Consider the following 13,151-nt stretch of genomic DNA (forward strand, 5'->3'; position numbering starts at 1 on the left):
GGTTCCCTCGACCAGGTGACCTACGGCGACGCTTCGGTGGCCGACGGCCCCGGCACCGTCCCCGGAACCCCCATCAACCCCTACGCCAGCTAACACGAGCGACGCGTTTCGCTGATACGAACGTCCCTGGGGAGTGACGAACACACCGACAGGGCAGGGGGCGGCGGGCGTCCGGTCTGAGAGATCAGACCGGGCGCCCGCCACAGTCGTGTCGGGGGCCGGTCGCGTCTACAGCCCGTCCTCGGGATCGGCGAGGTGCGCCGCGCGGGCGCACCACTCGGCCGCCTCCGGACCGAGGGTCCAGGGCCGGTGCAGCAGCGCCACCCGGGTCACCTCACTGTCCAGAAGCGACGGCCGGGGCGGCAGACCCGAGGTGAGCCGGCCGTCGGGGCCCCATTCGCGCCGCCCGGGATCGCCGACGAGGGCGAGGATGCGGTCGACCTGCTCGGGCCACCCCGGCGCCCCCCACCAGTGGTAGCGGGTCAGCCCCGACTGCATGGCCGTGGTCAGCAGCGTCCTGGCCAGTCCCAGATCGTCGACCTGGCGCAGGAAGCCGCCCAGAACCCCCGCGACGTGGTCGACGGCCTCGTCGTGGTCGGCGGCGGCCACGAAGCCGAGCGTGTCCCCAGTGGACAACAGACGGTGGGGATCGGTGAGCCAGCAGCCGATCCGGGACACGAAGCGACCCGCCTCGGGCGCCAGCGACGCCAGGCGCGCCGTCGTCGCCGTCCGGGACAGCCCCAGCTCCGCCCGCCAGCCGTGCAGCGCCTCCCGGATGTGGTGGGCGGTGTGCATCGTCGTGCGGAGCAGTTCGCCGTCGGTGAGCCGCCGCTGGGCGTACCAGCGCATCGCCGGGCCGTGCGTCCACATCGCGTCGGTGAGGCCGATCGCGGCCAGATTGAGCACATCGGACAGACGGTCCGGGTCGATGCCGACCTTCTCGTTGAGCACCCGGCGCACCTCCTCCTCCGGCGGTGCGCAGTCGGCGTCGTGCTCGTGCGGGGCGTAGACCTCGGGCAGCTGACGGTAGGGGTGGACCGTGCCACCGGTGCGCGGCGAGAACCAGTCGCGGACGCCCCGGCTGAGCCGAAGGTGCGCGAAGACCGGATCGCCGTCGTGGCCTTCGGGGATCTCGTAGAGCGTCTCGTGGTCGAGGTCGGACAGCAGCCGAAACCGCAGGGTCGCCAGCAGCGGGCGCAGTCGCGCGAAGGGCACCGACTCCAGCGGCCGCAGCACCTCCTCGCTGCTCTCGATCATCAGGCTGAGCGCCAGCGCCTCGGCCAGCGAGCCCGGCGGAGTCCACTCCTGGGCCGCCAGCCGGTCGGTGACCTTCATGGCGGCGGCCAGGAACGAGCGCGCGAAGTCCAGGTCGTAGCGGTGCCGGTAGTGCTCCGGCAGCAGCGACAGGACGTAGAGCTGGCCGGTGTCGACGGGTCTGCGGCCGGCGCGGACCAGGATCGACAGGTCCTCGCAGAGGATGTCGATGAACAGCTCGGCGGAGCCGATCAGCGCCCCGGCGACCAGGGCGGAGTCGTCGGGATCGGTGTCGGGGCCGAAGATCTCGGGCCCGAAGGCGGTGACCTTGGCGGCTTCGGCGCGCAGCCGGGCGGCCGGCCCGTCGGTGACGAAGGCGGAGTAGCGCTCGACCTCGGGCTCGTCGTCGAAGCCGAGGGCCTCGTCGAGGCCGGGATCGAGGGTGACCTCGCAGCTGGAGACGTGCCAGTCGGTGAGCAGCCGGGAGCGTTCGAGGGCCTGCGCGACACCGCGTTGCAGACAGGCCTCGGCTCCGGCGAGGGAGCCCGCGACCAGGCGCACGTCGATGTGGGTGACATAGGGCTCGACGCTGATCTCCAGTCCGCCGCCCGGATCGCGGTCGGCGGACAGGCAGTGCTCCAGGCCCTCGCGCAGGAGTCTGTGCGCGCCCTCGCATTCGAGGGGGGTGAGCCGGGCCCGGCCGTCCGGTGGGGAGAGGTGCACGTGCAGGGCGTAGTCCATGAACGCCACGTCCTTCGAGTCGCGATGGCGGACACCCTGTCTAACGCCGCGGGCCGCCTATCGTGACGCCCGGCGCGAGGCCGGACCCTTGACCGCTGAACCGGGTTCAGGGCGTGTCCGGTGGATCACCGCGGGGCTGCGGCGGGCTCATTCTCCTTCTGGCGGCGCCGTTTCACGGCCCGAGTACAACACCGGTACTAGGGCGTGTCCGGGTGATCACTGCGGGGCTGCGGCGGACTCGTTCTCCCCCTGGCGGCACCGTTCCTTCGCCCAGGTACAACACCGGTACCAGGGCGAAAGAACGGCTTGCCAGAAGAAAAACGAGCCCCGCCTCGCACCCACAAGACCACCAGGACACGCCCTAGGGCCGCAAAACGTCTGGCCAGAAGAAAAATGAGCTCCGCCTCGCATCCACAAGACCCACCGGACAAGCCCTAGTGCGTGGCGGCGAGCTTGGTCAGCAGCGCCGTGACCACGCAGTCGGCGGTCGCCGAGTCGACCCGCCAGGGCTTGGCGGTCAGCGTGTCGCGCACGACGCTGAACTCGTTGTCGGCGTAGACCGGCAGCAGTGCGGCGATGCCGCCGTGGGCGGCGGCGTGCGGGCCCCAGTCGGGATGGTTGGGCTCGGTCAGCATCGGCGCCACGAGATCCACTGTGGACGGCCAGCCGGGGGTGCCGTAGCGGTTGCGGGACAGTCCACCGCGCGCCGCGGCGACGAGCAGGCCGTGCCGCAGGCCGCCCGAGCGGTTGTGCTCGACGATCGTCGAGAGGTTGTGCGCGACGATGTCACAGAAGACGCCGTGGGAGGTGCCGGCGAGCTGCCCGATCGTGTGTCCACTGGGGAGGGACCGGGTGGGGTCGGTGAGCCAGCCGCCGAAGGCCTGCAGCGGCTCGCGAAGGTCGCCGCCGTGGACCGCGGCGAGGTCGGCGACCGTCGAGTTCGCGTCGAGGCCGAGTTTGGCGCACCAGCTGCGAAACCAGCGCTGCGCGGAGTGCCGGTGGTAGCACAGGACCCGCCACAGGTCGCCCTTGCTGATGGGGACCTCGGGCTGCACGGCCGGCGAGGTCGCCTGCCAGGTGCCCTCCACGATGCCGACGGCGGCCAGATCGGTGAGCGTGAACAGGTTCGCGGGATCGAGGTCGAGTTCGGCGCGCAACTGGGCGTCGTTGTAGTCGTCGTCGTTGTCGGCTGCCTCGTCGAAGACGGTGGGCCGGTCGCCGAGCTGGGCGATGAAGTACGGGTGGCCGTAGCGGCCGGGCGCGAACCAGCTGACGAGCCCGCCGGGCGCCACGTCCATGTGCTCGAAGACCGGGTCGAGGCCCTCGTCTCCGGCGGAGGTGTAGAGCCGCTCGTGGTCGTCGTTGTCGAAGGCGAACGCGCGCAGGGCGCGGAAGGCCGGTTCGACGCGCGCCTCTGCCGTCAGCTTCTCGTGCAGGATCTTGCGCTGGGCCGTGGCGATGATGATGTGCAGCGCGAGGGCCTCGGCGAGGTTGGCCGGCGGGGTCCATTCGAGACGGCCGAGGCGCCCGGCCATGTCGATGACGGTGATGACCATCCAGTTGCTGAAGGACGCGTCGTAGCGACGGCGGTAGGCGGCCGGGAGAAGGCCGTAGACGCCCATCTCGTCGAGGTCGGCGAGCCTGCTGAGGCTCAGCGAGCGATGGTCGCGCAGGACGTGTCTGGTGGCCCGGAAGGCGATGTCCTGGATCGCCCCGGCCGCCAGCCGGGCCGTCGACTCGTCCACACCGGACGGATCGGCCGGATCGAAGCCGAAGGCGTGCAGGGGGAACGGCGATGGGCGCAGCGAGGCGACCACCAGTCGCTGGCGCATGACGTCCGGCGGTGTCGGCGGGCGCTCCGGCGGGGCCGGTTCGACGCTGAGCGGGCTGCCGCCGCAGTCGGGTCGTTCGGGCGCGGCGCCCAGCAGGGTCTCGTCGAGTTTCACGCCGCAGTGGACGATCTCCCAGTCGGCGAGCAGGACCGAGGCGTCGAGGGTGTGCCGGACCATGGTCGCGGTGAGGCGCTCGGCCTCGGTGAGGCTGAGGGTGTCGAGAGGCACGATGACGTGGGCGCCGGCGGGTTTGGTGCACACGTGGAGGTCGGTGATGTGAAGTTCACCGTCGGTGCCTTTGCCGGTGAGTCCCTCGGTCGTCATGAGCTGCCACAGGTTCAAGCGCAGCAGGGATTCGGCGCCGACCTGCTGCAACGAATCCATGCGGGGGCGCGCCTGGGGCTGGGACAGCCGCACCTCGACCGGGTAACGCATTCCCATACCGTAACGGGCGCCGAGTCGTAACAGCGTCCGCGATAGGCGCTGTTCGATGGATTTGACGCGCTTCACCGGATTGAGCTGCGTGAATGCATTTCGTCGTGACGATCTTGTGACCTACGAACGCAACTTGCGTTTATCGGGCGGTCACGTGTTCGGGGGGTCTTCGACACAATGCGTTCCCGTTTGCGGGGGTCGGGAACGGTCCGCTCACTCGGTGGTCGGGAAGGCCGTCGCGGGTGGGGTGCGGTGTCCTGCCTTGGGAAAGTCGCGGCGGGGCGGCCGCGTCGGCGTGGTCATGGGCCTCGCTCGGTCGGTGAAATTCTCAATGGGCGCAGTGGGGGTCGCATCGGCGTGTCGCTGTCGCGATTTCGGCCGCCGCGACAATGGTGGTCGGCGTCGCGTCGGAGAATGCGTACGGCGTCGCCGGGAAAGATCCCCAAGGTAGAGGCGGCGACCGGGAAAGAAGGCATCCGGGCGCCGCCCCCTCACGGACGAACCGTGATCGCACCGTGGCCCAGAATCACCGATCTTGGCGCACGGTTGGGCTGAACTGTCGGGTACCCGTCAGAAATATTGCCTGAATTCGGACCAAACTCATAGCATCCGGTCGGCTCGGAAATGCGGGCACGACGATTGCGCACCGGTAACCCGAAGAGCGCGTTCGAGGCGATATCCTGGCGTCGCCGATACCGGTCGCTAACCGTCATTTAATTGCACAGAGGAATATCCGCCCGGCGAGGAATCATCGGTGCATAAATGCGGTGTCGGGCAGTGCCACGACCGCGTCTGCCGCGGTTGCACCCGGCTGCACGAGATGTCCCAGTCCAGCAGCAGCATCCCCTCGGCGACCGCCAGGGTGGCGATCGCAAAGGCGCGGTCCTCGGCCTCGGCGCGCGAGGGCGCGTGGATGTGCATCAACAGGTGCACCCCGTTGGGGTGCGGGCGTATTCGCAGGAGTGGACGAGGCCTTCGCTCGGTCAGCAGCTGGTGTTCGCGGTCGAGATACCGCCGGAGGGGAGCGTGCAGGATGCGGGCCACCCCATGTTGCTGGGGCACGTCGAGGGGTGGCGTCCCGGCGGGTTGGCGGAGACGAACATCGACGATGTACATCATGGTCGCCAGATTAGGACAGAGAAGGCCCCGGCTAACGGACATGCTGTGCGACGAACGCATCAACATGCGTTGGCAAGCAGACGTCGTTGCGTACATGAGTACTCCACCGGGCATCGAGACACGAAATTCGCACTCGATCGCGCGTCGGCGCCCCCACGCGCCGGTTCCCGAGCGTTCCGAACCGTCGGGAGACCCAGGCTAGGGCCGCGACCCGCGCCTTCGACAGGGACTTTCGCCCCCACCGCGCGCGATAACCCGGTGCGCCGTGATGCGCCGACGGTGATAATCCGCGTGATGCTGAATCGACACTGGCCCCTGCGCGGCCTCACCGTGCGCACCGAACGCCTCGAACTGCGCCTCCCCGACGAGAACGAACTCGCCGAGCTGGCCGACGTCGCCGCCGCCGGCGTCCACGAACCCGGCGTACGCCCCTTCCTGACCGAGTGGACCTCCATGCCGCCCGAGGAGGTCGCCCGCGGCGTCGTCCAACGCCACTGGGCCCGCCTGGGCTCCTGGCGGCCCGACTCCTGGCAGCTCGAACTCGTCGCCTTCGCCGACGGCCGCCCGATCGGCTGCCAGGACGTGCGCGCCAAGGACTTCGCGGTCCTGCGCGAGATCACCAGCGGCTCCTGGCTCGGCAAGGAGCACCACCGTCGCGGCTACGGCACCGAGATGCGCGCCGCCGCCCTCCACCTCGTCTTCGGCCACCTCGGCGGCGAGTACGCCACCACGATGGCCTTCCTCGACAACGAGCCCTCGATGGGCGTCTCCCTCAAACTCGGCTACCGGCGCGACGGCCTCTCACGCGACAACCGCGACGGCGAGACGATCGTCTCCCAGCGGATGCGCCTTTCGCGCGAGGACTGGGAGAAGACCGCCGCGACCCTGCCGCCGGTCGAGATCAGCGGCGTCGAACCCTGCCTCTCCCTCTTCGGCGTGACCGGCTGAGACCGTCCCGTGTGGACACCGGCACGTGTCGGGTTGCGCGGACCCGGGGGAAGTAGGGGATTATGGGCGGGTGATGGCCACCACCGCGACCCGCCCCGCCGACCCGGGCGACCCCTACGCCGACCCGCCTCGCAACTGGAAACGCGTCGGATCGCTGGCCGGGGCCTGGATCGCGGTCTGGGTCGTGCTCGCCGCGATCGGCTGGGTGGTGATGCAGGTTCCGGCGCTGACCGAGGACGACGCCCGCCAGGGCACCAACGCCGACCCGGAGGCCACCGCCCGCGCCTTCTTCGGCCAGGCGTACGGGCGCGGCGACGTCGATCCGACGCAGGCCTTCGTCAAGGAGGCGCCCGAGGGAAGCTGTGGCGCGCAAGGGCTCCCGGACCCGGTCGCGCTGCGCGCCGAGTGGGCCGCCCTGGAGACGCAGTACGGTCCCGAGCCGCCCAAGCTCACCAAGAACGCCGTCAGCGACGCCGACGGCCGCGCCGTCGTGCGCATGACGGTCGACTTCGGCGCGGTGATCGGCTGGGACTGGGAGCTGTCGTTGTTCGAGGACGGCGGCTGGTGGATCTGCGGCTACAACCGCACCGAGATCCCGCGACCGGTGCCCAGCGGTTCCTGACTACTCCACCCAGAGCAGGTGGATCTCCACCTTCTCCGTGCGCGGTGTCTCGCCCGTGCGCGACCACCGGTACCACGCGGCCTCCTCGCAGACCCGCAGGCAGATGTCGCCGCGGTCTTCGTAGGGTTCGCTGGCCGCACGCAGGCCGCGCCGCTCACCGTCCGGAATGGACTGGGCGAGCCTGCGGCCGTTGAGGCCGGCGACCTCGCTGGCCGGCATCGGGCGCCGTATCGGCGGGGTCTCCAGGCGCACCAGGCGATCGAGGACCGTGCCGATGTCGTGGATGATCTTGTTCTCGGGGAAGCCGGGCTGCTCGATCCAGACGCGTTCGATGGGCACCAGCGGCGCGAAGACCTCGACGCCCTCGTCCTCGGCGCGGTAGAAGTCCGCCTCGGTGAGGATCGGCACGAAGGCCTGGTCGCCGCGGAAGACCTTGTCGTCGGCGCGCAGGTCGTAGCGCCAGCCGGATCCGGGGCTGCCGACGATCACGCGCTCTCCGCGCAGCTCGTCGACCGACACCGCGGGACTTGGCACCAGCGGTATCGGTGAGCGAACGGTGAACTTCTCGTCGTGCACCCGACAATCCTCGCATGACCACGAACAGTGACAGATGCCCCAGCCGGGCAGGATACGTCAACCGTACGGTTGGGTGTTCTGCCGCTTGTATTCAGTGAGTCGTAGTCCCTGCGGTCACTTGCGTGTTCGTCCGGTCTTTTCCGTGATGAGGATCCGGCCGGGACGCTCGTGACGATGCGTGATGGACTTCGGCATGCGGTCTTTCTGGGGCGTGAATACAGCATAGGCAGGTTTCAGAGGCAAACCGAGTCCATCGTGGACGGAAAGTTCCGGGACCCTCACCCGCGGGCCCGACAGGATCGTTCGCGGTGCCGCTCACCTGCACCCAGGGCTTGTCCGGTGGGTCTCCGCAGGGCTGACCGGACAAGCCCTAGACTCCTGCGCCATGCCCCCCGAGATCAACTCCGGCGCCTCGCCCTGGGCGCTGCCGGCCTTCCGCTGGTTCTTCACCGGCCGCGTCGTGTCCCTGCTGGGCACCTCGATGGTCTCGGTCGCCCTCGCCTTCGCCGTCCTCCAGGAGGGCCGCCCCGACGACCTCGGCCTGGTGCTCGCCGCCGAGAGCGTGCCGCTGGTGGTGTTCCTGCTGTTCGGCGGGGTCATCGCCGACCGCTTCCCGCGCCGCGTCGTCCTGCTGTGCGCCAACCTCGGCGCCGGCGTCGCGCAGGGCGCCGTGGCCGTCCTCTTCCTCACCGACTCCTACCACCTGCCGGCGATCATGGCCCTGGAGTTCGTCAACGGCGCCTCGGCCGCGCTGACGCTCCCGGCGATGATGGGCATCGTCCCCGAGATCGTCGCCAAATCCCAGGCGCAGCGCGCGAACTCGCTGCTCGGCTCCTCCCGCAACGCCGTGACCGTCGCCGGCCCGGCCGTCGCGGGCCTGCTCGTCGCCGGCGTCGGGGGCGGCTGGGCCATCGCGATCGACGCGGCGACCTATTTCGTCGCCGCCTTCTGCCTGACCCGCGTGCGTCTGCCGAAGACCTTGCGCAAGACCGGTTCGGGCACCTGGGCCGACTTGCGCGAAGGCTGGCGGGAGTTTCGTTCCCGCAGCTGGGTCTGGACGGTGGTGGCCTCCTTCGGGATCATCAACTGCGTCTCGGTCGCGGTGTGGTCGGTGCTCGGCCCGCGCATCGCCGAGCGCACGATCGGCTCGCAGGGCTGGGGACTGGTGCTCAGCGTGCACGCCGCCGGCCTGCTGGTCATGAGCATCGTCATGTACCGCCTGGTCGTCAGGCGGCTGCTGGCGCTCGGGCTGGTGTCGATCTCCTTCGCCGCCGTGCCGCTCTTCGTGCTCGGCTTCGAGCCCTCGATCCTGTGGCTCTCGGTCGGCGCGTTCATCGGGGGCCTCGGGATGGAGGTCTTCGCCATCGCGTGGGCGACCTCGATTCAGCAGCACATCCCGGAGAACGTCCTGTCGCGGGTGACGTCCTACGACGCCCTCGGCTCCTTCGTGGCGATCCCGATCGGCCAGCTCCTGGTGGGCCCGGCCGTGTCCGCCGCGGGCGAGAAGTCCGTCGCGATCATCGGCGGCGCCCTGTTCTTCGTCGCGGCGCTGGTGCCGCTGGCGTGGCCGTCGGTGCGCGGGCTGTCGACGATGTCGAACGAGCCCGCGCCCGCCGGTTAGGGCTCGTCCCCCGCCGCGTCGAGCAGTCGCCGCCCGAGAGCGCGGGCGGTGCGGCGGATCTCGGGCCCGCCGAGGATCCGAAACGGCGCCGGAAGCGCGGTGAGGCGCCCGGCGTACCACCACGGATTGCTGGTCGTCCCGGTCAGCCGGCACGTGCCGTCGTCGAGCGCTTCGAGTCGTCCCAGAGAGCGCGGGATGTACCGGGACACCGCCTCCAGCGGCGCCTCGACGATCACCTCGGCGGTGTACTCCCAGCCCACCGACAGGTGCTCCTCCAGGACCGCGACCGGATCGAGCTCGGCCGGGGGCTCGAAGCCCTCGGCGAGCAGCTCGACGGCGTGGATCCGGTCGACGCGGTAGGCGCGGCGGCCGTCGGAGGTGTGCGACCAGCACAGCAGGTACCAGCGCCCGTGCCGCACGATCACGGCCCACGGGTCGACCTCGGCGTCCCATTCGGACCCGGCCTCCGAGCGGTACCGCACGCGGACGCGTCTGCACTGCGAGCAGGCGTGGACCAGCGAGGTCGTGGTCGTGGGGTCGGGACGCGCGGCGGAGCGGTCGGGTGCGGGCGCTGTCGAGCGCCGGACGGCCTCGGCCTGCGCGGCGACCGGCTCGGGGAGGGCTCGCACGATCTTGGCCAGGGCCCCGCCGACGAGGCTCGTGGCGTCACCGGCGTCGTGATGGCCGTCGAGGACCGCCATGACCAGTCCGAGGGCCTCGGCCGCGCCGAAGGTCAGCGGCGGCAGCCGCAGCCCTCGCCCGACGCGGTAGCCGCCGTAGGGGCCCCGGACCGACTCGATCGGGATGCCCGCCTCGCGCAGGATCCCGACGTAGCGGCGGGCCGCGCGCTCGGAGACGCCGAGCTTGGCGGCGAGGCGGTCGGCGGTGATGCCCGGATCGCCCTGCACGAGTTCGAGCGTCAGCAGCGCCCGCGCGGTGGGGCTCAGACCGGATTCCACGGCACTCCTCTCTCCGCGCTCGCAGAACCGGTCGCGGAACGTCCGGAACCGATCCTAGAGTCCACCCCATGACCGATGACACGGCCTTGAGCACCCACATCGACGAACCGTCCATGACCGCCGGCGAGACCGAGATGCTGCTGTTCGCCCTCGACCGCTCCCGCGCCCAGTTCGCCTGGAAGAGCGGCGGCCTCGACGCCGACGCCCTCCGCCGCACGCAGCCGCCCTCCACGCTCACCCTCGCCGGCCTGCTCAAACACCTCGCGCTCGTCGAGGAGCTCTACACCCTCGACTTCTCCGGCAAGCCCCCCGGACCGCCCCTCGACGCGCCCGAAGCCGCGACCGACCCCGACTGGGCATGGCGCAGCGCCGCCGACGACACCCCCGCGGAGCTCTACGCCCTCTGGAAAGGCACCGTCGAGCGCTCCCGAGCCGCGATGGCCAAGGCGCTCGCCGACGGCGGGCTCGACCAGCCGGCGAAGTACCGCACCGACGAGCACGGCACCGCGCCGAACCTGCGCCGGATCATCGTCGACCTGCACGACGAGTACGCCCGGCACGTCGGGCACGCCGACCTGCTTCGCGAGGCGATCGACGGGCTGGTCGGGGAGGACCCGCCGCAGTGACGCACGACCGTCAGGCGAGCGCCGCCCGCGCCAGTTCGGGGCGCGGGTTGGCGCCGGTCAGCACGGTCGCCGGGCGCTCGCCGAGGCCGTGGCGCGCGATCGCGGCGATGCCGGCCGCGCCGGCGGGTTCGACCAGGATGCCGAGGGTGTCGGCGATCAGCCGCATCGCGCCGAGCAGGTCGGCGTCCTCGACGAGCACCATCTCGTCGACCAGGCCGCGCAGTCGCTCCACCGACCGGGGGACCGGCACCCTGATGGCGATGCCCTCGGCGATGGTGTCGACGGGCCCTCCGGCGACGACGCGGCCGGCGCGGAGGCTGTCGGCGAGGGCCGGTGCTCCCGTGACGCCGACTCCCACGACCCGCGTGGTCGGCGCGGCGTGTTTGACCCAGCGGGCCACGCCGGCGATCAGGCTGCCGTCGCCGACGGGGAGCACGACGGTGTCGGGAGTCTCGGTGCGCAGCAGTTCGACGGCGATCGTGCCGGCGCCTTCGGCGATGGCGGGCTCGCTCCCGTCCTCGGCGAACACGGTGCCGGGGTGCTGCCGGGCGTGGTCGCGCGCGGCCTGTTTGGCGTCGTGGCCGTCGCCGTCGACCAGGGTGACCGCGGCGTCGAGCGCGCGCAGCCTGGCGAGCTTGACGGGGTTGGCGGTGCGGGTGGAGAACACGTGCACCGGCAGTCCGCGGCTCCGCCCTGCGTAGGCGATGCCCTGGCCGAAGTTGCCCGAGGAGGCGCAGACGATCGTCGGCCTGCCCGGCAGTTCGTGCACCAGGAACTCGGCGCCGCGTCCTTTGAAGCTGCGCAGCGGGTTGGCGGTCTCGACCTTGACCAGCACCGGGCGGTCCAGCGCGGCCGAGAGCAGGGGGTCGGTGTACTGGGGCGTGTCGCGGAACCTGCGGTCGATGACGGTGGCGGCGCGGGCGATGCGGTCGAGGGAGAGGTCGTTGGCACTCATGTGCGCATCGTATACGATGTGCGCATGGGAGCCGATCCGATCGAACGCCCCGCGCCGCTGCGCGCCGCCGTCTACCAGCGGGTCGTCGACCTGGTGGCGACCGGGAAACTCACGCCGGGGCAGACGATCACCGAGGCGGAGCTGAGCCGCTCGCTGGGCGTTTCGCGCACGCCCGTGCGGGAGGCGCTGCTGCGACTGGAGGCCGAGGACGTGCTCGACTCCACGCCCGCGCGCGGTTTCAGCCTGCGGCCGCTGAGCCCCGCCGAGGCCGCCGAGCTGTACCCGATCCTGGCCGCGCTGGAGCGGCTGGCGGTGTCGACCTCGCCGCCGGGCGCCCTCGACCTCGCCGGGCTGCGAGCCCTCGACGCCGAACTGCTCGCCGCCGACGACCCCGTCGAACGGTGGCGGCTGGACACCGCCTTCCACGAGGCGATCGTGTCGGCGTGCCCGAACGTCAGCCTGCGCGGCATGATCCACGGCCTGCGCGTGCGGGTCGCGCGCTACGAGCTGACCTACATGCGCGACGGCGACCGCGAGACCCACTCCGCGCCGGTGCACGAACGCATCCTCGCCGCGCTCGACGCCGGCGACCTCGCGGCCGCCGCCGGGCACATCGACCGCAACTGGGAGGGCTCGCGCGCAATGGTCCTGAACTGGCTGAACACAGGGGGCGGCGAGTGAGGATCGGCATCATCGGAGTCGGCGAGATCGGCCGCGCCCTCGTGGCGGGCCTGTGCGGCGGACCCGGCAAGGCGCCCGAGGTGTTCCTGTCGCCGCGAGGAGCGCGCACTGCCGCCGAACTGGCCGAGCGCCACGACACCGCGCGCGTCTGCGCCGGCAACCAAGAGGTCGTCGACCGCTCCGACATCGTCTTCGTCGCCGTCCGCCGCGAGCACCGGCGCGAGGCGCTGGAGGGCCTGCGCGTCGGCGGGGACAAGATCGTCGTCAACGTGATGGCCGGCGTCGGCGAGCGCGAACTGCGCGCGCAGCTGGCCACCGACGCGCCTCTCGTGCGGGCCATCCCCCTGCCCGCCGTTCGCGAGCGCGCGTCGATCACCGTGACCTGCCCGTCCCACCCGGTCGTCGACGCGCTCTTCGAGAGCCTGGGCGGCGTGCTGCCCGTCGCCGACGAGGCGACCTTCGACGCCTTCTCCGCGCTCACCGGGACGCTCACCGCCCACTACGCCTACCTCGCGACCCTCACGTCGTGGATCGCCGGCCACGGCGTCGATCCCGGCGGCGCCGAGCGCTATGTCCGCAGCCTCTTCGAAGGCGTCGGCCGCTCCCTTGGCGACCGGACCCGGACCCTGCGGCAGCTCGCCGCCGACCACGAGACCCCCGGCGGGAACAACGAACGCGTCCGCACGACCTGGTTCGACGCCGCCAACGCCGCCGCCCTGGAGCGGGCCCTCGACGACCTGCTCGCCGACCTTCGCTGAGTGGAATCCCCGTCGTCCCATGGG

At 71.3% G+C, this 13,151-nt stretch carries 12 protein-coding genes; 6 read left to right on the forward strand and 6 right to left on the reverse strand.

All coding sequences use genetic code 11. The annotated features are described in order from the left end of the window. Positions 1-228 precede the first annotated feature (228 nt). From AB0I28_RS28125 to AB0I28_RS28135, 3 genes are all read right to left on the reverse strand, one after another. Positions 229-1,995: a hypothetical protein gene (locus tag AB0I28_RS28125; protein ID WP_357498274.1), complete on the reverse strand. Its 1,767-nt coding sequence runs from the start codon at positions 1,993-1,995 to the stop codon at positions 229-231. 434 nt (positions 1,996-2,429) lie between these two features. After that, on the reverse strand, positions 2,430-4,262 hold the full coding sequence (locus tag AB0I28_RS28130) for a hypothetical protein (protein ID WP_357498276.1): 1,833 nt from the start codon (positions 4,260-4,262) through the stop codon (positions 2,430-2,432). Between the two features lie 702 nt (positions 4,263-4,964). Continuing rightward, a complete protein-coding gene (locus AB0I28_RS28135) occupies positions 4,965-5,381 on the reverse strand; it encodes a hypothetical protein (protein ID WP_357498278.1) in 417 nt (138 codons plus the stop codon). Positions 5,382-5,675: 294 nt separating this feature from the next. On the opposite strand from AB0I28_RS28135, the gene AB0I28_RS28140 reads away from it, so the two are divergent. Further along, the gene (locus tag AB0I28_RS28140; RefSeq protein ID WP_357498280.1) at positions 5,676-6,329 is read left to right on the forward strand and encodes a GNAT family protein; all 654 of its coding nucleotides are present in this window, start codon (positions 5,676-5,678) and stop codon (positions 6,327-6,329) included. Between the two features lie 73 nt (positions 6,330-6,402). Continuing rightward, positions 6,403-6,951 (forward strand): hypothetical protein, encoded by a 549-nt coding sequence (locus tag AB0I28_RS28145; RefSeq protein ID WP_357498282.1) that lies wholly within the window; start codon positions 6,403-6,405, stop codon positions 6,949-6,951. Here AB0I28_RS28145 and AB0I28_RS28150 read toward each other — a convergent pair whose 3' ends face one another. Further along, positions 6,952-7,527, reverse strand: coding sequence for a hypothetical protein (locus AB0I28_RS28150; protein WP_184790613.1), 576 nt, complete (start codon positions 7,525-7,527; stop codon positions 6,952-6,954). A 385-nt stretch (positions 7,528-7,912) separates the two neighbouring features. On the opposite strand from AB0I28_RS28150, the gene AB0I28_RS28155 reads away from it, so the two are divergent. Next, positions 7,913-9,148, forward strand: a complete 1,236-nt coding sequence (locus AB0I28_RS28155) for an MFS transporter (RefSeq protein WP_357498284.1) — start codon at positions 7,913-7,915, stop codon at positions 9,146-9,148. On the opposite strand, the gene AB0I28_RS28160 is transcribed toward AB0I28_RS28155, so the two are convergent. After that, positions 9,145-10,107: a WYL domain-containing protein gene (locus AB0I28_RS28160; protein WP_357498286.1), complete on the reverse strand. Its 963-nt coding sequence runs from the start codon at positions 10,105-10,107 to the stop codon at positions 9,145-9,147. The two genes, AB0I28_RS28155 and AB0I28_RS28160, sit on opposite strands and share 4 nt — an antisense overlap. 68 nt (positions 10,108-10,175) lie before the next feature. Between AB0I28_RS28160 and AB0I28_RS28165 the strand changes: the two genes are divergently transcribed. After that, positions 10,176-10,733 carry a DUF664 domain-containing protein gene (locus AB0I28_RS28165; RefSeq protein ID WP_357498288.1) on the forward strand — a complete coding sequence of 186 codons (558 nt, stop codon included), beginning with the start codon at positions 10,176-10,178 and terminating at the stop codon, positions 10,731-10,733. Between the two features lie 10 nt (positions 10,734-10,743). On the opposite strand, the gene AB0I28_RS28170 is transcribed toward AB0I28_RS28165, so the two are convergent. Then, positions 10,744-11,688, reverse strand: a complete 945-nt coding sequence (locus AB0I28_RS28170; RefSeq protein WP_357498290.1) for a pyridoxal-phosphate dependent enzyme — start codon at positions 11,686-11,688, stop codon at positions 10,744-10,746. Positions 11,689-11,712: 24 nt separating this feature from the next. Here AB0I28_RS28170 and AB0I28_RS28175 point away from each other — a divergent pair, with 24 nt between their 5' ends. Continuing rightward, complete coding sequence (locus AB0I28_RS28175) at positions 11,713-12,369, forward strand: GntR family transcriptional regulator (RefSeq protein ID WP_357498292.1); 657 nt, start codon at positions 11,713-11,715, stop codon at positions 12,367-12,369. Further along, positions 12,366-13,127 carry an NAD(P)-binding domain-containing protein gene (locus AB0I28_RS28180; RefSeq protein ID WP_357498293.1) on the forward strand — a complete coding sequence of 254 codons (762 nt, stop codon included), beginning with the start codon at positions 12,366-12,368 and terminating at the stop codon, positions 13,125-13,127. Before AB0I28_RS28175 ends, AB0I28_RS28180 begins: the two co-directional genes overlap by 4 nt. Positions 13,128-13,151 lie beyond the last annotated feature (24 nt).

Origin of the sequence: Phytomonospora sp. NPDC050363, from assembly GCF_040655735.1 — a bacterium.
Taxonomy (GTDB): Bacteria; Actinomycetota; Actinomycetes; order Mycobacteriales; family Micromonosporaceae; genus Phytomonospora.